We start from the raw sequence: 19421 nt of genomic DNA on the forward strand, positions 1-19421 counted from the left end.
AAAGGAATATCTTTTATATTTTCTTTCATATTCCTAGCTGATGTAGGATTAAATGCTTTCGCCCACATTTGACCATTAGCATTTACATTTTCTTGCGCTCGTAGCGTTCTTAATTCTATATCTTTCCATCCTTGGCCCATCATATCTTTAATCTGTAATCCGTTGTTATAACCTTGTACAAAACTTGATCTTATCATTGCATTACCCATGATTAAATCATGATCGGTGGCGCCGTTTATGAAATGTATTTTATAGTCACTGCCTTTTCTTTTGAAAGTAAACTGTCCCTTGTTATTGTTAAAAATATGCGGTTCAGTTGTAGTTACAGAGAAGTAACCATATCCTGGAGCCCATCCTTCAGATTCAAAAATAATATCATTCAAGTTTTGAAAACGAAATTGTCCATCTGAATATACGCTTAGATGTCCACCGTCATTCTGCATTTGAATATAATTTGACCAAATATTAGTTCCTTCTGCATTTTCTCCTTTAGAAACCCCAAATTTTGCATACGCTTTAGAAGGTTGATCGACTCCATTAATTCGCGGCATGACTTGATAAATATAAAATGATCCTGTACCAGCGTATTTTCTATTATCAGAACCAAGGACTAATGAAGGTTGAATACTCCCATCATTTGTCTCCATAAATCCTATATAACCACGTGGCTTATCTAAATCGAAAATCTTCATGTCTTGTTTATTTATTTCAACAAATCTATTTCCACTCGTTTTAAGTGTTACCCCTTCTAAAACTTTTCCTTTGACATGATTTGCTGTAATAAAACCTACTAAGTTAATTCTGTTTGCATTCAAAGTAATGTTTTCTTTACTCATATTGAAAGCTGCGATTACATCATTTTCTTTTACAGATATACTAACGCTCTTTTCAGTTAACTGGAGACGGGTTTCCATATCTCTTACGTAAGATGATGTGGCAAATTGCCCATTTGCTTGATCTTTTGTATATACCTCTGTCTTTTTGGCTGAAGCATTGATTCCCTGTTCATTGATAGTAAAGCGGTTATCAATCAAAGTCATTTTTTGATTAAATTGCTCAGTTGCAAGTTTGTTAGCTAATTCGCCCAACAAATCTTGTTTATTTTTATCAACGGTTTGCTTCAACTCAGGTATCTTAAATCCAGCAACATAATTCTCTACTTGTTTAAGCTCAACTTTCGCTCCAATTGCTGTTGCCTGCTGTTCCAGTTTTGAATTTGCTTCAGTAAGCTTTTTTCCTTGATCTGATACTACGTTATTTAAATTGCTCACTGTGGAAGATAACCCCGTTGCTGTTTGCTCTACTGTAGTCATACGCTTTTCGAATCCAGCCTGGCTATTTTGAACACTGGTTACAGTGTTTTTTACGACATCCACACTTTTTTCAATCTCAGTTGTTTTCTTGGTAAATTCATCTGTTGTTACCTGCTCTTCAGGCGGTGCCGTCCAATCCTGCGGCTTATTCCCTTTATACAAGGCAACCCATTCCACAATAGATTTCGTAGTACTACTCGGATAGTTATATAAGCTTAACTTTCGTTCATTTCCACTTGTAGCCACAACAGCTTTAAAGGTTAGATAAGTTATTCCATTAGCGTAAACACTTGTTGCATATCCAACATTGCTAGACCCACCATTCTGCCAAATTCCAAATTTCTGCCCTTGTGGGACACTTCCTTTAATTACAAAGGTATATTCCTCACCCGCAAAGAAATTTTCAGTTAGAGAATATTGATTGATTAGATAGTCTGTTTTTTCATATTTAACATTTGATTTTAATAAAAGGTTACGTCCACCAGTTTTATCACTATTAACCTTTGTTTCTACATTCGTTAACTTCTCACTGATTTTCCCAGCTTTTTCTTCTATTTCAGTAGTTGTTTTCTTTAGTTCACTTGTTGTTTGTTGCACATCAGAAATAGCCCTTTTTGTACCTTCCGCATTTGATTCGACAGTATTTAATTTATTACTAATTTCAGTATCTTTTTTCGTTAATGATTCAATAGAAGTTTTAAATCCATTAGAATCCTGTTCAAACTTAGTTACTTTCTTATCAATTTCACCTTGTTTATTTTCAATATTAGAAATTGTACGGTTGACACCTTGTAAACTTTCCTTTATTTCGTTGAATTGTCCCGTCGCCTGATTTTGTGTCTCTTGAACCTTTTGATTTAATTCTGTTTTTGTTGATTCAATATCTTTATTAACCTGCTCAAGTGTTTCTTTCTTAACTGATTCAACATCTGGTACAACCGATTCCCAAGCTATACCTGTCCATATTTTTAAAATACCAGGCTTTCCATTACTAATATCAAGCCAAAGTGTTTTATTAGGCTTAAGTCCTGTTGTCGGTGGATTCTTAGCTTCAATGATGTCTACCGTGTTATTTTTAAGATTCTCTTGCACTTTTTCAGCCAGTGTTTTCGCTGCTTCGGATTCTTTCTTAGCATTACTAGCTGTTTCATTTGCATCTTTTACTAATTTATCTAACTGATGTATTAGCTCTTGTTTATTGCCTAATGACCCTAAGATTCGATTGTAAATTTTTCGTAGTTCTTCGTTTGGATCAGTAATTTCGCGATAATCACCAAACACATATTTATCTTGTGTAGGGTCCGTAAAAGATTCATCACCAGCAATTACACGTGCTTCAAGGTATAACTTAGGTGTGAATCCTGTATCTTTGATTCGGATCGTATCGCCCTCGTTAATTAGTTCATGTGCTAGTCCGAAAATACGTCCAATCGATTGTGCTTCTACTACATAAGAAACGGAAGTATTGACTCGTTTCCTTAATTCTGTTTTCATGAGAGTCATAAGCCGCTCTGGAGTCATATCTTGGTCTGATGTTTCTGGTGTATAGAAACCAAATTTATGTTTCCCATGCTGATTCCATCGCTGAAATGCGTCATTATCGACGATGTAAGGTAGTCCTTTATTTATGCTCTCCACCGTGATAAGTTTGTCACCTTCACCTCGTACAAAACCGACAAGTGCTGTGCAAACATCTCTAGAATGTTCAATTCTTCTAACCTCAACTAAATCTTTTCCTAGAGTTACTTCCTTGCCAGTTTCTCGACCTCGCTTCTTTATCATATCTACGTACCAGCCAGTAATCTTGGAACCCATTATTTCGACGCGATATCGGATTTCTAACTCAAACAAAGAAGCAATTTTCTTTAAAAAAGTGAGAGGATCGATAAATTCGTCGATAGTCATACTGTGGAATGAAGAATAATCCGTTATTCCACGTTGCCATTTTGAATCGGCAAGAGCGATATCAATAAACGTATTAACTGTTTCGCTCTCTATACGTTGAGGTTTAATAATCCCATCTTTCGCTACTTGAACCCAGGCACCAGACGAGTGTACAGTTAATGATCTATCATTTGAATCTTTTTCTACTTCATTGTTAATAACATACGGAACAATTCGACCATCTCGTACTTCCTTTAAAACCAAGTTCTGTTGCTGTAATGTAACTGCATGTGGAGTGCCGTCAAAAGTTTTGAATTCTAACATATCAATGTTATTTTTGATTTCCCAATGACGGTTATCAGCCCAGTAGTCCTTTGGTTGAATAGCTGCTATAATTTGATCTGTTTTAAAATCAACAACATGAAGTATTCCGCTTGGCGTTCTCATCTAAATCGCTCCCTATATGTTACCTTTGCTATCCCTATGTTAGATGGCATAATTTCAAGTTTATTCTGGTCCTTAGTTATTTTAGGATAATCACTAAATAAGTCCTTCAGATTAATTGCACTTGTACCATTAATACTAATTAGACTTTTAGCTGTATCGATTTGCACTTTATCTCCTTTCTCAACAATATAAGGAGGATTATTACTTGTATTTTGGTTAACTTTCCAAATCTTAATATCATCAACTGTCATGAGTACAGCCGGATTATTGTTCCACCATTGACAGATAGAAATTTGCACCTGTGCAACTTTATTCATCAAAATCCCATCTTTGTCTACCCAATGAGCTTTTGCTCCAGCATCATCAATCTCAGTTCCATCAGCAAATTTTGCAATATAAAAATCCCATTCATTTCCAATGCGATGCACACATAACTTTCCATAAAAATTATTCCACGTCCAAGGATGCATACCGCGTGTATAGAGCATTACTTGTTCTGCTTGATGCCCTGGATAAGCAATCTTGGCAACGCCAAATGTTTCTTCAGCCTCCCAAAATACATCGCTTAGTGACAGTCGGACTACAGGTTTACTATTCTCATCAAGTAGGGCCACTTCTACTTGTCCCATTTGTACATAACTACTACAATTGAATCTAGCATAAGCATCCATTATAAAATCTTGTAATGGTCCTCCAGGAATGCTCTTTTTAACAATCGCCCCATGATTCCCTTTGTAGTTCGTATCGCCATAATCTTCTACATAGAATTGATGTCCGTTAGATTTTAATGCACCTCCACCTTTAGTGTTTTCAAACTGCGATACACTTGTCCATCCTACTGTAGTAGACATTTGATCCCACATTACTCTTTGTTTTCTTTCTACAGGTAACTGATCAGCTTGAAGGGGATAACCAATTCTGAGGTATTCATCTTTATTCCAGACATCTAAAAATGTAGATGGATTCGCTACTTCAATTTCAATAATTGGCTCTGAATGAACCGTTCCTTTATTTTGAACATTTGCTCTTAACCCACGTCCATCCATTTCAAATTCTACCGTTTTAGTAGGTCCTAACTTATATGGCATTTCACAAACAAAAGTAAGGACTCCTTCTCCTAAATTCACTAATTGCTGTGGGTCAAACGATTCATCAATAAGAGCCAAATACGTGCGATCTTTTTCATCATCAAAGATCAGTTCTTGAGGTTGGTCTGTAATAAGCCAATTAGCTATTTCTTCCTTTAACTTTTCTGCCTCTTCCATAGATTCATAAAATAATGAAACTGGTACAATTATTTTTCTCATTTTTGTTTGTGTTCTTATCAAACGCCCACCTGGATAGTGAGGGACTTCAAGGAATGTACGTTCCAAAGGAGCCCATGCAGGGCGTTTTTTACCCTGCAATGGGATTACATTTGGATTTCTTTTCCCGTTAAAACTAAAGAAACTGATTCCAGTCATATCATCACCTACCTAAAATACTTTCAATCTTTCTTTCTCGCTTTCTTGAAACTTGCTAACATCTGAGTAGATTTCCTTTGCTATTTCTCTGCCGTTTAAATTAACTTGCAAAATAGTAGGGCCTTGTGATACATATTGTTGCGCTCCAGCTTGTTGGGTTAATGGTAGCGACCCCATTATTCCATTAGCAATTGCATCGAAGGTTTGTTTTCGCAGCGGTAAAACCGTTTCGTCATATCCTCGTGCATCCCCAACGCCGATTAATGTAGGGTTACCAGGTTTAATTAAAGCGCCGTTTGCAGCCCACTTAACACTGAAAGATGGTAAACCTTCACTTGCCCAATTAACAGGATTTAGTGATCCATTTACACTAATTTTCGGAACAGGAATGTGAATACCACTAAACATATTTGCTACGCCGTTTTTAATTTTATCAATCCATCCCATAATTCCACTCCAAGCTTCTTTAATAGGATTAATTAGTTTGTCTTTAATTTTCATAGCGGCTTCACCTATATCAATTGCCATACGAACTACAGAAGCGATTGGTTCCTTAATGAATGTCTTGAAATATCCCACAACAGTAGACCACATGCTACTAATCGTAGAGCCGAAAGAAGAGGCAAGTCCTTTCACCGCACCGAAAATTTGTTTAACAAACGAAAAATTAATAAGCCCCCAAATTAATTGGATGGCTCCACTGAAAATTTGTTTCGCTGCATCCCACATACCGCGAAAATCACCTGTCAGTAGTGCAGCAAAAAATTTAATAATACCCATGATGATATTTACTCCGCCTTGGATAATATCTTTAATGGCGTCCCATGCGCTTTTTACAATCATCATTACAGCTGGCATTACAAAAGCTATGATAGATTGAATGATTGAAAATGCATTTTTTACAGCTTGAACAATCTGATCTCCGTTTTCTTTCCAAAAAGAAGTGATTTGGGATATAATCCCGTTCACAAACGACATCACATCTGTTAGTAAAGGCATCAAGTAAGGAGCTATTGTATTGAATACACCTTTAATAAAATCCCAAGTAGCTCCGATTATTCCCATAATTATAGGAGCTGCAGCTGATATTAGAGACTGTACATTTTCTATAAAACTACTTAATTGGGCATGCACATCCTGAACGAACATGATAATATTCGCTTTTTGTTCTGGAGAAAAACCTAACTTATCCAAGAAATTACTTGCAGCTCCCCAATCACCAGACACGAGAGCTTTCATAGTTTCTACACCATATTGTACTGCCGCTGTAGTTTCTTGTATAAACTGAATTGCATTAGCTGAAAAACCTAGTTTAGTAAGGATGTCATAACCTTCAACTAGCGCATTCCTATCTCCAGTTGCAGCAATCCAAAATTGCTCAATAGCTGCACCTACTTGTTGGATGATACCAATAGCATTACGAAGTGGTTCGAATACCTTATTCATAGCTTCTTGTCGTTGTCGTGTTTGCTCAATACCTTGTTGAAGTTTTTGGTATTCAACTTCAGACTCATCAAGAATTTTATTAGCTTCTTCTTGAGTCATTTTCCCTTCTTCAACCTTCATTTTTAATTCTTCTTTTTTCTGAGCTAACATACCATCAGCGCTCATCATATCTTCAGCATGCTTCTTAGATAGAGCTAACTTTTCGTTATACTCCTCTTGCGTTATTTTCCCTTTTTTAAGATTCATATCAAGAACAGCTTTAGATTGAGCTAACTGCTGATCAGTTTGTTGCATTAATTTAGCTGCTTCAACAGCTCTCCCTGATGGGTCAAGCCAGTCGGTAAGAGATTTAACAGCACTATTAGTCCCATTTGTCATTGCAACAAGTGCTGGCTCAACATGAGAAAATACAACAAGCCCCAAGTTCTCTAATCTAGATTTAACTCCGTCAACTGCCCCAGATAAGTTGTTGGCCATTGTTTCAGCCATAACTTTTGCAGAACCTTCGGAAGATTCAAGGGAACTTACCATGTCATCAAATGCAGGTTTACCACCCTTAATAACCTGAATCCAACCTGCATACGCTTCTTCACCAAATATTGCTTTCGCAGACGCGATTTGTTGAGATTCAGATAACTTTCCGAACCCGTCGTGTAACTGGCCGATGATTTCATTCATTGGTTTCATGTTACCTTCAGAATCTTTAACAGTTACATTTAATGCAGATAATGATTTAGCAGCTTCTTTTGGTGGTGCGGCCAATCGAGATAAACCAGCACGTAATGCCGTACCAGCCATAGAAGCTTTAATGCCGTTATTTGCGAAAATTTGAGCAATCGCGGCAGTTTCTTCAATATTCAAACCAAATGTAGCAGCTACTGGAGCAGCGTATTTCATGGTTTCGCCAAGCTGCTCAACGTTTAAATTGGCAGTCGCTTGGGCCAGCGCGAATACATCAGCAGCTCGTCCAGCTTCTGAAGCTTTCATACCGAATGGGGTCATTGTATCTGTTACAATATCGGAAGCTTTTGCAAGGTCTAACGCACCAGCAGTTGCTAAATCTAGTAATGGTTTACTAGCTGCAATCATTTGGTTTGAGTCCCAACCTGCAAGAGCCATATATTCATAGGCTTGAGCCACGTTTGTAGCAGACCAACGTGTTTCAGCACCTAATTTACGTGCGTTCGCTCCAAGTTCAGCCATTTGTAAAGCGTTAGAACCAGAAAGAGCTTCTACTTTCGACATCTGTTTCGTGTACTCAGAACCAACTTTAACTACACCGGCAATAGCAGTTCCTACACCAACAGCGACACCTACTAACCCACCTAAGGCTAAAGCAGCCCCACCAACAGATGAACCTAATCCTACTGCCGCCTGTCCAACTTGACCAAACCCACGCCCTAAGATACCTGTAGTCCTTTGCCCGCTTCTTTCTGCATTAGTCAATCCTCTTTGTAACTGATCATCCTTTAAGAAGATTGACCCAAACATCTTAAATAATTCCATTTATTCACCCGCCTTTCCGCGGATTTTCGCAACTCGAGCAAACACTTCTTCTTTTGTGAGTTTCTGTTTCGGTATTTGTTCGACTGAATCGTTGTATTGTTGTACCTGTTCTTGCGTTGGATTTTCGCGCTTATGTTTAAATTGAGGAAATGTTTCATCGCAGTACGGTTGCAGGGCGCACCATTCCTCCCATAACATGCGGTCCATCTGTTTCTTCTTTGCGGTGAGATACAAGTTAATAACTATCTCTGCATCCAAACTCCTTATATACTCCATATTTGGATAGCGAGAAGCTAACGTATCGATGAAGTCTATTTCATCAAGTTCACCGCATTGGAAAAAAGCTTAACCAGCCCAACTTCTGAATCTTTAATTGCAATAAATAATCGAACCAACTCTTCTAGATTTAAAGTTCGAATCGTTCCCCAACCTGGTGATGTTTTTTTGCCACCTTCATCTTCATGAACTAAAAGTCCGGCTACAAACTCAAAAAATTCCTGTTCTGCTTCTTCTAATCCGAAGATAAACTTCATGATAATGTCATACCCGAAAGTCTCTTGTGCAGCTAATACATCAGCTTGAGTTGCGCCTTCTTTATTTCGTACGCCCATCATTAAATCTTTAAGTAAATTAATATCAACCTTGAATTTCGATTTCTTCAAAATACGAACTACAGAAAATAAATCTCCACCATGAATTTGTCTCACTTTATATTCTTTTTCTTGAATTGCAATAGTCATATTTATTCCTCCTTAAAATAAAAAGAGCAGGGATTATCCCTACTCTTTAACCTGCTGGTATTAATTTAGCTGCTTCTGTTGCTGTTAAAATACGTTTTTTCCATGGTACTTTTCGAATGTTTTCTGGATCACGATGTCCTGTGAATGTCACTTCTGGAACAACTTCACTTTCGTTTTCAAATCCTAGCTCTAATGAACCGTCAGATAATGCGTTATATACGATAATTTCAACGATATCTCCACCTAAAGTTTCGCCAACCCATGCTACGTTTTTAAGATAGCTATCTTTTGTTAGACGTTCTGTAGCTTCGATCACGTCGTACTTAATTGTTTTCCCGTCTTTTGTAACAGTCTCTTCTGATACTTTTAAACCAGCAATAAAGTTTTTGATTTTTTCTTTATCCAAAAATTCAAGTGTCTTAAAACTAATTTGAGTTTTTGATTTTGTAATACGTTTCATCCCCATAGTGTCACCAGGAGAACCATCATATTCAATTTCTTTAAACTCTGGTTCGTATTTAAATGAGCCACCGCCTTGTGTAGCACCTACAGGTAGTTCGTCTTTTTCTCCATAATTAAAGAAGAATGCACCCCAATCTCCGAATAGGACATTCTCTGGTTTTGGTTGTGGAGCTGCCATATAATCAACCCTTTCTATTGTTTAAAATAAGTTCTTAAAATGAACCGCACTTCTTTACGTCTGATATTCGGGTCTGGATCAGGTACTTTCTGACTCGAAAGATAAGAAATAGCAGCACCAAATTCAGCACTGCTTAACCTTTTTCTATGAAGATTGTTTTCTAGCTTCATAATCAGTTCATCTATTTTACTAAGATGAGCGGAAGTGCCGTAAATATCAATTGTAAGCATGATATTCTTTCGTCCCCATGGTTCTTTGTCATCATTTACCGTGAATACCAGATAAGGCATTTCAGCCGTTGTTTTAGCGATTTCATAATACGTTTCTTTATGAATCTGTTTTAATTCACTGTGTAATATATTTATAAAGTCATTCATGCTATCTACCTCATTAACGACGAATAGGTTCGCGTGCCAACTTGTGTAATTTGCGGTTTATTGCTCTCTGCTGCTGGTCTAAGAAAAGGCTGTGCATGTTGCCCTTGAGTTTTAACCATCTTCCCTGTTTTAGGGTCACGGTACATCCAAGGAGTTTTACGCCCATCACCGTCTACAGCATAAATTCCTGTTCCTTTCTCAACATAAATTCCATGATCAGCAGAAGTACCGATAACAACTTTTTCTTGCTCTGCTTTAGAACTAATGCTTCTTCTTAGATTGCCAGTGTCTACAGCAGCAAGTAATTTAGCTTTAGAAGATACAAATTGACCAATAGCAGTATGAGCTGCTTTCTTTGCAGCCAAATGTCTCGCCATAACAGCGGCTCTATTGGATTGGAATTTCACGCTCATATGGCAACATCTCCAATTCTATTTGAAAGAATCTACCCGCATTCATTGGGTCGCCCGGATAAGTAACGCTGTATACCTTCTTATCGATAACTAATCTATCTTGAATAGTTACGTCGAAAAGCATGCAGTAAAAGAAATGTGTGCTTTTCTCTTCTACTTTCTTATTGCGAGCATCCTTTGTCCCTTGGATAGCATCCAATATACCTTTAACAGTATTGATTTCTTTCCATTCTTCTGTTGGATATGGTCCATCATCAGAACCAGCGTTGCGAAGTACTGTAGCATCTTTTCCAAACTTGCGTATCATTGACTGAATCATCGAACACGTAACCTCACTTTCAGCCCCTTCGTGACGCTTGCTGGATAATCTACCACATCATCATAAGTAACAGAATAGTTACCTAACGATTCACTTTTCTTTCCTTCTCTCTCTTGCTCCATATACTGATGAACCACCATTTTAGCGATGATACCAATATAAGCAGGAGGGAATTCAGGAATAGTTCTATTGGTGTACTCAGCAACCATTAACATTGTATCTTCAATGCTTATTAATAAATTTTCATCACTTATATTAGGTACTTGCAGTTTTACACGTTTTAAAATTTCTGCTTTCATATCTTCCATCTAATCACCTACTTACGTAAAAGAAAAAATGGAGAAGGCTTATTAAGCCCCTCCACCTGGTTTTTCCGGAGTAATTGATGTAACTGTAGCTGTAAGTACCGCTATTGACTCTTGACGAAGGATATCTCCACCATAAACCATAAGACCACGAATACCATCTGCAAAGGAATTTTGCAGACGTTGTGCCTCTGTTTCAGTTAACTGTGTCCCGTATCCAATGGCAGACTTATGAAGACCTAAAATTTTATACTTACCACCAGTACCGTGAATTTCTTCTGATACAACGATTTGTGATCCATTAATAATCTGTCCTTCAACAATACCATTTTCTAAAACAACAGGTTGCTTAGTAAAGCGATCATCTTTAGATAATAAACCTAAAACCTGAGAATTGATGATTGTGAATCGTTCAGTTTTAGGAACCTTTTTAATATTTAAAATCGTATTTAAGTCTACAATGTAATCATATGCATTTTTAGGTGATAACTCAATTGGACTAGAGTCACTCCCAATTGTATGAGTTTTATGAGCGCCTTTATAAAGCCCTAATACGAATGTATCAACGGTTTCCTGAAGTACCGCTCCTGCCTCTTGTGTATGTGGGTCGATTAAATCTCCAGCAGCCTGAACTGCATCTACATCATCAACTTTGAAAGCAAAATACTTTTGTTGATCCATATTAATTTCTACTTTAGAAGGGTTGGTATCATCCCATTCGATTGTACCATTATAATCTTTTACATTTACTGCGCCTACACGATTAAAGATAATCTTATTACCTTCGATTTTCGTTGGCGTTGTTGTAATTAAATCCGCAATAGAACGCTTGTGAAAGTTCGCCATCAAGCGCGCTTCCCAAATTGTTGGAATAAAAGTTGATACTGACATATATTAATTCCTCCTTAATGTTTTTCCATAACAAAAGAGATTACTAAACTAGCAATCTCTTTTGTTCGTTTTATATTTTTTTGACTGTACCATTCAAATCACTTAACTTTCCTAGTGCTACTTACCCCAATTGCGCATATCCTTCTGAATTTGTGGCCAGTTCGCATTAATTTCAGCTTGACTCATTGAATTTACTTGTTCTCTCGTAAATCCCCCTCCAGTTCCGCCACTAACATGGATTTCTCGGCCAGCAGCTTTAAACTTTTCAGCCACTTTTACTTCTAATGCAGTAGAGAATAAATCATTAAACTTTGACACCCTAACTTTTGTATCTTCTACATCTGAACCAATAACAAAATCTACAAATTTAAGATCCAATCCAACCGCTGATAAACCATCTGATGCAACACTCTGCATTTCTTTCTGATGAAGTACCCTTTCTCGCTCTTCTAGTTGTTCCTGAAGTTGCTTCATCTCATATTCAGCTTTCTCTTGTGCAGTCATAGAAGCGGTTTTATAGTTCTCTAATTCCTTTTTTGTTGCATTCAGTTCTTTCGAATATTTAGAGCGCACTCTATCTTCCGCTGATTGTACCATCTTCTCAATAAATGTTTTTGTTGCATCATCTAATTTCGGTTCTTTTTGTTCACCAACTGGCGGTTCTTTTTGCTCTTCAACTAGTGAATCTTTTATATCATCCGCAGGTGATGTTTGTTCATTCTGTAGTGTCTCATCTGCAGGTATTGCAGGATCAGAAAAGAATTGCAGATTTGATAAACGAAACGGTAACTTTGTTAGTTCTCTTTCTTTTAAAAACTGTACTTCCGCTTGCTTTTGTAATTGTTTCATTATTATTCCTCCTCTGAGTTCCTATGAATACACCCTATTTAGTTCGTATTTTATAAGCCCTCGTGTGTTTTATTATTCAAGAGAGTCTTTCCATTCCTCGTAACTAACTGCGCTAATCACCTCATTCTTACCTGTAGTTGGGTTTCTGGCCCTTCTCTCAATGAATGAGCTAACATCCGCTACCTCAGTAATGAAAGTACAGCGGCATCGTACAACTTCTTTAGCAGGTAAATTACTATCATGTGGATATTCGCAACTATAACCACCGACTTTAAATAATCCTTTAAACGGTACTTTTTGATGATCTGCTGCTTGGTGAGTAGGACGCGTACGTTTATCTAATGTAGAAATCCAAATCTTCTTCATTGATACACCTTCATCAAAAGCGTGAGAAGCACTGTCATAAGTACCTAAGTTTTGCACCCTAGCACTTTCTGTCCAAGCGACCATTTGGGCTTTCTTCGCATCACCATCAAGTATTGGCTTAATCCGATTTGCCATTGTTGCATATCCTTCGCCTTTTCTAAGACCGATAGATAACTCTCTGCGTATTCGGTTAACTATCTGTACTCGATGTGTACTTAACCTTTGATTGAGTGTCATTTTATCGATTGGCATTTGTACCGCTCGTTTAATGACGTTCGGGTCAAGAAGACCATACGAAAGAGCCACGCCGACTTCTTTCTCGATGAGATAACTCGTATAATAAAAAGACTCTCCATACTGATTGGAGAGCGTTTCATTGAGAGTTTTCTTTTTCTCATATGTTATTTCATTAATAACGTGTTGCAGTTCACTTTGCATGCTCTTATATCGATTGAATCGGCGCATTTCCTGCATACTCAACTGCTCATTTACGGCATATTTGGCATAATAAAAAGCCAGTATTCCTCTGACTTCTTCTAAAGCATCTTTATACAGGTAGAGAATCGCCTTTTCCAGTTCGTCCTCTATCTTTTGGAGATGTTTCTGCTTCTTGTCCCATTCCACTAGGCTCACCTACCTTGTCGAGATTCATGGAATCCGCCTCTTCTTCCTGCATCTTCTGTATCTCCGCTTTCGGATCAGAAACAACAGATAACATAGATAATCGTGTTTCTTCGCTTACTAAACCTTGTAGTTTAGACTGCACATCAGCTTCATCAGCTAAGTTGGCTGGAAGGTTTCGCGTAAATTGAAACGTCATACAAAGGTAGTCTAGTTCTCCTTTATTTGAGCGTAAGTTCCAAGCGTCAAACAATAACTTAAATTGTTGTCGCAATGACTTAGTAAACTTCATTTCTAATGTTCCTGATTTAGTTTCTAAAGCTAATAACTTGTAACGAATAGCAACACCAGTAAGGTTACCACCAAATGATTCATCAGAAAGGTTCACATGCTTTGTGAAACGGCATATATTCTTTTCTAATCTGTCGAGATGGTGTTCTAAGATGTTGTCATTAAGGTCCTTAGTTAAAAAAGAAGCCTCACCATTCTCACCTACATCAAGAGCTCCTGTTTGTTTTAGCTTCTCGATAGTATCATCATCTATATCAACGCCTTTAAAGATCATATAAGCCAGACGAAACTGTTCAATTTCACTGTTTACATCGGAAAACGAACGGTCGTAACCTTCAATAAGTGATATAGCTTTATCTACATCGCCTTGTAATTCTTCATTATTAGGAAACCCAATAAGTGGCACACCTTTAAATAAGTTTGGAATACGGTCAGTCTCTGTTAACTTATCTAAACCTTCACCAGTGTACTCAATAATGTTTGTTTCATTGTAAAACTCTACTTTGTAACCATCCTTGAAATCATCACCATCAATTACTTTGATTGGATAACAGCGTATAGCGTATTTAGGTTCTGCAATACTTGAATTCGTAAGAAATATAGCTTCGTAAGGTTTGATATTCATAACCTTTTCGATACCTTCTTTATCGTGATACAGTAGTCTCGCTCCGTATCCACAAATAGAAGCGAACTTCCCTGTTTCTGCGTCAGCATCCTCAGTATGATTCGCTTTTAAAAAGTCCTGAATACGTTTCAATACTTCATCATCTTCATGATCTAAGCTGTATGAGATAGGCAACCCAAACATATAACCGATTTTTGTATCGATAATTTCAGAAAAGAAGTCATTGTTTAGCTTATTGTTAACCTTATCTTTATTACCATCACCTTTAAACTCGCGAGTAAAGATAGGCACACCCTTTTCACTTGCTTTGTATCGCTCGTACCTGTTAATCATGCGTTGTTTTAATGGTTCAAACTCATCAATAATTTTTTTTAGTAACTTTGATGTAGGCTCGCCATTTTGTTCATCCAGCAACGGAATATAGTGTTCAAACATCGTCTCACCTCCTTAATAGATTGACTTAACAGCCTTAGCTTTGTTATTAGTTACAACAACTGTATTTACAAAGTAACGATCACCATCCATTTGGTGGTCATTCTCTTTATTTGGTTTATCTTCACCACGAGCTGTAGCTTTTTCATCCCAAGTATAAGAAGCGTATTCACGGAATGTTTCTTTACAGCAGTCGTTGTATTTTATCTTCTCTTCATTAAGAAGTCGCGCTACATTTCTTATGCCATCTATAACTTCATTCTTAGCTTTAAGCACTTTGAATCGATTCTTTTTCAATAAAGCAATAAATGAAGCTGCTGATGGGTCAACTATAATCCCGCGAATAGAAATATCTCCGATGAATTCTTTTAGGTCGTCAAGATACTCATCATCTGTCTTTTGCCGTGAATTTTTACGACCATCATAATGGTACTCTTTTGTTTTGTACCATATACCTTTACACAATCCCCATAGTCCATATGTCATAGGGTTCTGTGTACCATAGTCACAAGATACATAATACTTCTCGTATTCTCTTTCTACTGTTTTTACAACATGCTTTTCTTTGTTAAACATGTCATATACAATACCTTCTGCAAGCACCCATAAACCTAAAATGAAGCGTTGAAAGAAGACTCCACTATACATACGATAGTATCTTTGCTTCACTTTTTCAGATAAAGAAAGATTATCGTCCATTGTAAAATGAATATGTAGCAGGTTCTTGTCTTCCTTATTATCTATCCATTCAAGTTTGAACCAATGATACGGGCCGGCAGGGTTACAGTTAAACCAATACTTTGAGCCTTCAATAGAACAACGTCCTGTCGCTTGGTTCACAAAGCTTTGTGGCATAAGAGCAACTTCATCAAAAAACATACCAGCTAATGTAATACCTTGGATAAGTTCTTGTGATGATTCGTCCTTACCACCAAATATATAGAAATGATTCGTATGGCCATCTTTACTGATGGTAAGCATGTTCTCTGATAGATGGTCTTTCACTTTATATTTACGTGATTTTAACATCTTCTTTAATGGAGTAATTACGTTGCGTCGCAGTGATCCAATTGTTTTACCTGCCATACCTAGGTTTTCACCATTAAATGTTTCAGTTCCCCACATAACATAAGAAAGAGCCATCGAAACAGTTTTGCCAGCACGAATAGAACCATCGCATATAATGCCGTCATGGTCCTTCACAGGTGAATCTTTTCTCCACCAAGTGAGTACTTGTAATTGTTTCTTTGAGAATGGTCTAAATTTAAAAGGGGCAGGTTTAAGTTTCATCTTCCCACACCTCTGCTGTTTTACCTTCTAACGCATCGATGAATCCGTCATCTTCATACTCTTCACCTTCATCACCTTTAATACGAGAAGTATCTGCTTTAATTTTATCAATTTGAGATTTCTGCACTTCCATCTGCATTTTGTGGCGTTCTTCTTCGATTTTACGTTTGAAATTGTCAGGTACTAAGTCAAAGTACTGAGATAGTTTGTCCAGTGCTTTCATCTTGTCAGCAAGTTTTACTGACACGCCATCTTTTCCGAGTTTTACTTCGGTTATTATAGAACCATCAACCATGTCAGCCTCGTGTAAATCTACATAATTTATGATACGAGTTATTTCTTTACCGGATTCATCTTTCATCGGGCCAAACATCCCCATTACAGGTACTTCCTTCTGTCCAAAGGTTACATAGTTAGTAATATCAGCAAAAGCAATCTTAATGTACTCTTTAAGCACATCCATCGCTTCCACAAATACATTCTCGATTAACTCACCTTTAAGCTCTTTTATATAGGAAGAAACTCGTTCACGTCTTAGCAATCGACTAGCCTGTACATGAGCGCCGTCTTTGGAGTATCCAGCCTTCAGTGCAGCTTGTGTACCATTGAAGTATTTCACATAATACAAACAAAAGAGCCTTTCCTTTTCGGTCAACTCTTCATCTTCTAAAATCTCTTTCAGTTTTTCTTTCGTTTTGGGATTTTTAACATTAGTAACGCTCCTTTTCGCAATAGTAACGTTACCATTCATTTGTTCATCCCATTTGTCTTGTGATTTCCACTTTCTGATTTGCGAAGGCTTAAGGTTTAACTCAGCAGCAATATCAATTAATGGCTTCTCACCTTTACTTACTTTATATATTTCAAATGCTTTATCTCTGTCCGGGCTACGTTGTCTAGCCATAACCACCACCTCACATAGGCTCTATTAGTTTTTTAAGCTTTTAGGAATTCTTCCATTGTTTTATCGAGCAAACTAACCATTGCTTCTCTCTTTTGCTTTGGTGTTGTGTTATCTTCTAACTCATTAAAGATTGGAATTGCACTTTCTAATTTCTGTTTATCGATGCGCTCATTTACAAAGTCCTGTCCCAACATCGAAATGAATGTACCAATTGCAATCGCTTGTTCTTGTTTAGTTAGTTTCATTATTCATCATCCTCCAAAATCACTCTAATTTATTCTTGAAATTCTCTAAAACTCGATGTATTTTATTTTTGTGTTTTTCTCAGTTCCCAAGCCGAGAATACATCATCACTTCTGAAAGGACCCGAACTCTAGCGGGTTCTTTCTCTTATTCCTCTCCTTGTAAATCTATTTATTTAAATGTAAAATTATAAATAAGTTCTAACATTTTGAATCGAGGTGAAAATCATGAGAAGTTTTGGCTCATTAATGGTCTCTACTGTCTGCTCAGTACTTCTTGTAATTTGGAATGCCTATGAATTCTATAACGGATTCACAACAGGGCGCACATACTACTGGATTAATGGCATCGGAGCTGTTATCTTCCTTCTATTCTTTATCCTCAACATGCGAGATTTCAAAAAGAAAAACTACAGAACCTCATAACAATAGGAGTTGATACATATGTGGAAAAAGATTAATAATTATAAGTTTCATCTAAAAGATTTGAAATTTATGACTTGGCTATTTCCAATTGTCGGTTTGTTATATGCCTATGAATTCTTTTCTGGGCTAATGTACCACCAGGAGGTTCGTTGGCTTAAGTTAATATGCATGACAATAATGATTATAGGATTCATCGATATTAGAAAAAAGCTTAAAAACAAAGATTATAGAGTGGCTTAAATCACCAAACACTCTTGAACTCATTTTCGAATCATTGTATTATATTTTCGGGTCTTACTTCATAAATCATTATCAGGAGAATCTGCAGGTTTGCAGGTTCTTTTTTTATAAAATAAAAAAGCAGCTGTTAGGCTACTTAAAGTTCTTCTTATCACCAAATAAAATGATATATATATTCTCCCGTTATACTTTCATCAACTCCTGCAACCCTAGCAAATCTCACCATGTCCGCCCCCTGAATGAAATACATTGTTAGCATGACTGGCACCCGCGACCACATAACACGATAAAGCTCATTCACTCTTTTCCTAGTCGTAACAATTAAATCATTTGCAGGTCCATTAATCCATGCAGTTGTCCTAACCGAAGTAAACGGAAGATCTATTCCATTAACAACTATTCTTGCCATACTTTGCGTTATATCCACATCGATCCCCTCATTCCAAGAATCAAATCTGTTTCCCATATTTACATAAGTATTCTTAGCTATAAGAAATGTTTAAAGTGAATTCTTTATAAAATAAAAAAGCAGCGGATTCGCTACTTTAACTGATTACTTATATTTCAAAATTCCTGCCGTAGCTGTTCATATTCCTCCATCATAATTCCTCCTCTTTTAATTCTTTCGCTTTAGCATAAATAGTAGAACGCGGAACTCCCGTCATTTTTGAAATATCATTTACACTCAAACCATTCTCTTTCCTATTAAAGAATAAGTTCATAGCCTGCTTCACCTGTTTTTCATCCTGCCCCTTACGCCCCATATGTTTGCCCATTGCTTTAGCTCTTTCTCTTCCTTCAGCTGTTCTTTCGTTAATTAAATCCCTTTCAAACTCAGCAATAGCCCCTAACATAGTAAACATCAATTTACCTGCTGGTGTAGAAAAATCAATTTGTTCTTTAAGAAATACCACCGCTATTCCTCGATCAGCTAATTGATTTACAATCTTATGCAAATCAAATATTGATCTAGCTAAACGATCTATTTTACAAACAACAAATTTATCTCCTTCTCTCATATACTCTAATGCCTTTTGTAATTCTTCCCGATCACTATTAGCTCCACTGTACTTTTCAGAATATATCTTTTCACATCCATATTCTGTTAACCTTTCAATTTGTGCATCTAAGTTTTGATCTTTTGTACTCACCCTTGCATAACCAACGATAGCCATCCAAATCACCTCAAAATAGTCTAAAAGTCTTAAGAATTATATACTTTTATTTTAGACTATCTTTTAGACATTAACAACTATCTGTTTACAAAGTTTTTACCCTATACATTTCAACTGTACAAAAGGGTCAACTTTTAGACAGTTAAGTAAGACATTTATTTTCGTTCATTATGTTCGTTTGTTTTGTTAGTTATTAAATCAAATTGAAACTGTATT

21 protein-coding genes are annotated in these 19421 nt (G+C 36.8%); 2 read left to right on the top strand and 19 right to left on the bottom strand.

From position 1 onward, the window contains the following. The 17 genes from AC1Q8M_RS26415 to AC1Q8M_RS26495 form a co-directional block, all read right to left on the bottom strand. Nucleotides 1-3644 (bottom strand): phage tail spike protein (locus AC1Q8M_RS26415; protein WP_492334211.1); only part of this gene is annotated, 3644 nt, incomplete at its 3' end. Continuing rightward, a complete protein-coding gene (locus tag AC1Q8M_RS26420) occupies nucleotides 3641-5107 on the bottom strand; it encodes a distal tail protein Dit (RefSeq protein WP_492334212.1) in 1467 nt (488 codons plus the stop codon). The genes AC1Q8M_RS26415 and AC1Q8M_RS26420, both read right to left, overlap by 4 nt. Before the next feature lie 12 nt (nucleotides 5108-5119). Further along, nucleotides 5120-8059: a phage tail tape measure protein gene (locus AC1Q8M_RS26425; protein WP_492334213.1), complete on the bottom strand. Its 2940-nt coding sequence runs from the start codon at nucleotides 8057-8059 to the stop codon at nucleotides 5120-5122. Then, nucleotides 8060-8266, bottom strand: coding sequence for a hypothetical protein (locus AC1Q8M_RS26430; RefSeq protein WP_050551983.1), 207 nt, complete (start codon nucleotides 8264-8266; stop codon nucleotides 8060-8062). Nucleotides 8267-8370: 104 nt separating this feature from the next. Continuing rightward, on the bottom strand, nucleotides 8371-8799 hold the full coding sequence (locus AC1Q8M_RS26435) for a hypothetical protein (RefSeq protein ID WP_095691759.1): 429 nt from the start codon (nucleotides 8797-8799) through the stop codon (nucleotides 8371-8373). 46 nt (nucleotides 8800-8845) lie between these two features. Then, nucleotides 8846-9439 (bottom strand): hypothetical protein, encoded by a 594-nt coding sequence (locus tag AC1Q8M_RS26440; RefSeq protein WP_000729988.1) that lies wholly within the window; start codon nucleotides 9437-9439, stop codon nucleotides 8846-8848. A gap of 14 nt (nucleotides 9440-9453) precedes the next feature. Then, on the bottom strand, nucleotides 9454-9816 hold the full coding sequence (locus AC1Q8M_RS26445) for a hypothetical protein (protein ID WP_029441608.1): 363 nt from the start codon (nucleotides 9814-9816) through the stop codon (nucleotides 9454-9456). 5 nt (nucleotides 9817-9821) lie between these two features. Beyond that, the gene (locus tag AC1Q8M_RS26450; protein WP_016513765.1) at nucleotides 9822-10229 is read right to left on the bottom strand and encodes an HK97-gp10 family putative phage morphogenesis protein; all 408 of its coding nucleotides are present in this window, start codon (nucleotides 10227-10229) and stop codon (nucleotides 9822-9824) included. Beyond that, nucleotides 10204-10548 (bottom strand): head-tail adaptor protein, encoded by a 345-nt coding sequence (locus tag AC1Q8M_RS26455; protein ID WP_492334214.1) that lies wholly within the window; start codon nucleotides 10546-10548, stop codon nucleotides 10204-10206. Before AC1Q8M_RS26455 ends, AC1Q8M_RS26450 begins: the two co-directional genes overlap by 26 nt. Further along, nucleotides 10545-10856 carry a head-tail connector protein gene (locus tag AC1Q8M_RS26460; protein WP_016513763.1) on the bottom strand — a complete coding sequence of 104 codons (312 nt, stop codon included), beginning with the start codon at nucleotides 10854-10856 and terminating at the stop codon, nucleotides 10545-10547. Before AC1Q8M_RS26460 ends, AC1Q8M_RS26455 begins: the two co-directional genes overlap by 4 nt. Before the next feature lie 42 nt (nucleotides 10857-10898). Further along, entirely contained in the window at nucleotides 10899-11744 is an 846-nt protein-coding gene (locus AC1Q8M_RS26465; RefSeq protein ID WP_000116908.1) for a phage major capsid protein, read from the bottom strand. A gap of 117 nt (nucleotides 11745-11861) precedes the next feature. Next, a complete protein-coding gene (locus AC1Q8M_RS26470; protein ID WP_000811673.1) occupies nucleotides 11862-12593 on the bottom strand; it encodes a DUF4355 domain-containing protein in 732 nt (243 codons plus the stop codon). A 72-nt stretch (nucleotides 12594-12665) separates the two neighbouring features. Continuing rightward, nucleotides 12666-13433 (bottom strand): phage head morphogenesis protein, encoded by a 768-nt coding sequence (locus tag AC1Q8M_RS26475; protein ID WP_016513762.1) that lies wholly within the window; start codon nucleotides 13431-13433, stop codon nucleotides 12666-12668. Nucleotides 13434-13506: 73 nt separating this feature from the next. Further along, nucleotides 13507-14931, bottom strand: coding sequence for a phage portal protein (locus AC1Q8M_RS26480; protein WP_016513761.1), 1425 nt, complete (start codon nucleotides 14929-14931; stop codon nucleotides 13507-13509). A 12-nt stretch (nucleotides 14932-14943) separates the two neighbouring features. After that, entirely contained in the window at nucleotides 14944-16218 is a 1275-nt protein-coding gene (locus AC1Q8M_RS26485; protein WP_000769400.1) for a PBSX family phage terminase large subunit, read from the bottom strand. Beyond that, a complete protein-coding gene (locus AC1Q8M_RS26490; protein ID WP_098400903.1) occupies nucleotides 16208-17122 on the bottom strand; it encodes a terminase small subunit in 915 nt (304 codons plus the stop codon). The genes AC1Q8M_RS26485 and AC1Q8M_RS26490 overlap by 11 nt, the downstream gene beginning before the upstream one ends. A gap of 32 nt (nucleotides 17123-17154) precedes the next feature. Next, on the bottom strand, nucleotides 17155-17367 hold the full coding sequence (locus tag AC1Q8M_RS26495) for a hypothetical protein (protein ID WP_016513759.1): 213 nt from the start codon (nucleotides 17365-17367) through the stop codon (nucleotides 17155-17157). 225 nt (nucleotides 17368-17592) lie between these two features. Between AC1Q8M_RS26495 and AC1Q8M_RS26500 the strand changes: the two genes are divergently transcribed. Together AC1Q8M_RS26500 and AC1Q8M_RS26505 are read left to right on the top strand one after the other, a co-directional pair. Next, the gene (locus AC1Q8M_RS26500; RefSeq protein ID WP_080019658.1) at nucleotides 17593-17790 is read left to right on the top strand and encodes a hypothetical protein; all 198 of its coding nucleotides are present in this window, start codon (nucleotides 17593-17595) and stop codon (nucleotides 17788-17790) included. An 18-nt stretch (nucleotides 17791-17808) separates the two neighbouring features. Further along, complete coding sequence (locus AC1Q8M_RS26505) at nucleotides 17809-18030, top strand: hypothetical protein (RefSeq protein ID WP_098365772.1); 222 nt, start codon at nucleotides 17809-17811, stop codon at nucleotides 18028-18030. A 151-nt stretch (nucleotides 18031-18181) separates the two neighbouring features. On the opposite strand, the gene AC1Q8M_RS26510 is transcribed toward AC1Q8M_RS26505, so the two are convergent. Further along, nucleotides 18182-18496 (bottom strand): hypothetical protein, encoded by a 315-nt coding sequence (locus AC1Q8M_RS26510; RefSeq protein WP_098365773.1) that lies wholly within the window; start codon nucleotides 18494-18496, stop codon nucleotides 18182-18184. A 133-nt stretch (nucleotides 18497-18629) separates the two neighbouring features. Continuing rightward, nucleotides 18630-19205 carry a recombinase family protein gene (locus AC1Q8M_RS26515; protein WP_001018890.1) on the bottom strand — a complete coding sequence of 192 codons (576 nt, stop codon included), beginning with the start codon at nucleotides 19203-19205 and terminating at the stop codon, nucleotides 18630-18632. Between the last annotated feature and the right edge of the window lie 216 nt (nucleotides 19206-19421).

The sequence above is a fragment of the Bacillus sp. GW823-FHT06A10 genome, assembly GCF_058795375.1.

Bases quoted from the DNA above. Each gene is read 5' to 3' on its own strand.
- AC1Q8M_RS26420 (WP_492334212.1), bottom strand. From the start codon at position 5,107: ATGACTGGAATCAGTTTCTTTAGTTTTAACGGGAAAAGAAATCCAAAT.
- AC1Q8M_RS26425 (WP_492334213.1), bottom strand. From the start codon at position 8,059: ATGGAATTATTTAAGATGTTTGGGTCAATCTTCTTAAAGGATGATCAG.
- AC1Q8M_RS26430 (WP_050551983.1), bottom strand. From the start codon at position 8,266: ATGGACCGCATGTTATGGGAGGAATGGTGCGCCCTGCAACCGTACTGC.
- AC1Q8M_RS26435 (WP_095691759.1), bottom strand. From the start codon at position 8,799: ATGACTATTGCAATTCAAGAAAAAGAATATAAAGTGAGACAAATTCAT.
- AC1Q8M_RS26440 (WP_000729988.1), bottom strand. From the start codon at position 9,439: ATGGCAGCTCCACAACCAAAACCAGAGAATGTCCTATTCGGAGATTGG.
- AC1Q8M_RS26445 (WP_029441608.1), bottom strand. From the start codon at position 9,816: ATGAATGACTTTATAAATATATTACACAGTGAATTAAAACAGATTCAT.
- AC1Q8M_RS26450 (WP_016513765.1), bottom strand. From the start codon at position 10,229: ATGAGCGTGAAATTCCAATCCAATAGAGCCGCTGTTATGGCGAGACAT.
- AC1Q8M_RS26455 (WP_492334214.1), bottom strand. From the start codon at position 10,548: ATGATTCAGTCAATGATACGCAAGTTTGGAAAAGATGCTACAGTACTT.
- AC1Q8M_RS26460 (WP_016513763.1), bottom strand. From the start codon at position 10,856: ATGGAAGATATGAAAGCAGAAATTTTAAAACGTGTAAAACTGCAAGTA.
- AC1Q8M_RS26465 (WP_000116908.1), bottom strand. From the start codon at position 11,744: ATGTCAGTATCAACTTTTATTCCAACAATTTGGGAAGCGCGCTTGATG.
- AC1Q8M_RS26470 (WP_000811673.1), bottom strand. From the start codon at position 12,593: ATGAAACAATTACAAAAGCAAGCGGAAGTACAGTTTTTAAAAGAAAGA.
- AC1Q8M_RS26475 (WP_016513762.1), bottom strand. From the start codon at position 13,433: ATGCAGGAAATGCGCCGATTCAATCGATATAAGAGCATGCAAAGTGAA.
- AC1Q8M_RS26480 (WP_016513761.1), bottom strand. From the start codon at position 14,931: ATGTTTGAACACTATATTCCGTTGCTGGATGAACAAAATGGCGAGCCT.
- AC1Q8M_RS26485 (WP_000769400.1), bottom strand. From the start codon at position 16,218: ATGAAACTTAAACCTGCCCCTTTTAAATTTAGACCATTCTCAAAGAAA.
- AC1Q8M_RS26490 (WP_098400903.1), bottom strand. From the start codon at position 17,122: ATGGCTAGACAACGTAGCCCGGACAGAGATAAAGCATTTGAAATATAT.
- AC1Q8M_RS26495 (WP_016513759.1), bottom strand. From the start codon at position 17,367: ATGAAACTAACTAAACAAGAACAAGCGATTGCAATTGGTACATTCATT.
- AC1Q8M_RS26500 (WP_080019658.1), top strand. From the start codon at position 17,593: ATGAGAAGTTTTGGCTCATTAATGGTCTCTACTGTCTGCTCAGTACTT.
- AC1Q8M_RS26505 (WP_098365772.1), top strand. From the start codon at position 17,809: ATGTGGAAAAAGATTAATAATTATAAGTTTCATCTAAAAGATTTGAAA.
- AC1Q8M_RS26510 (WP_098365773.1), bottom strand. From the start codon at position 18,496: ATGGGAAACAGATTTGATTCTTGGAATGAGGGGATCGATGTGGATATA.
- AC1Q8M_RS26515 (WP_001018890.1), bottom strand. From the start codon at position 19,205: ATGGCTATCGTTGGTTATGCAAGGGTGAGTACAAAAGATCAAAACTTA.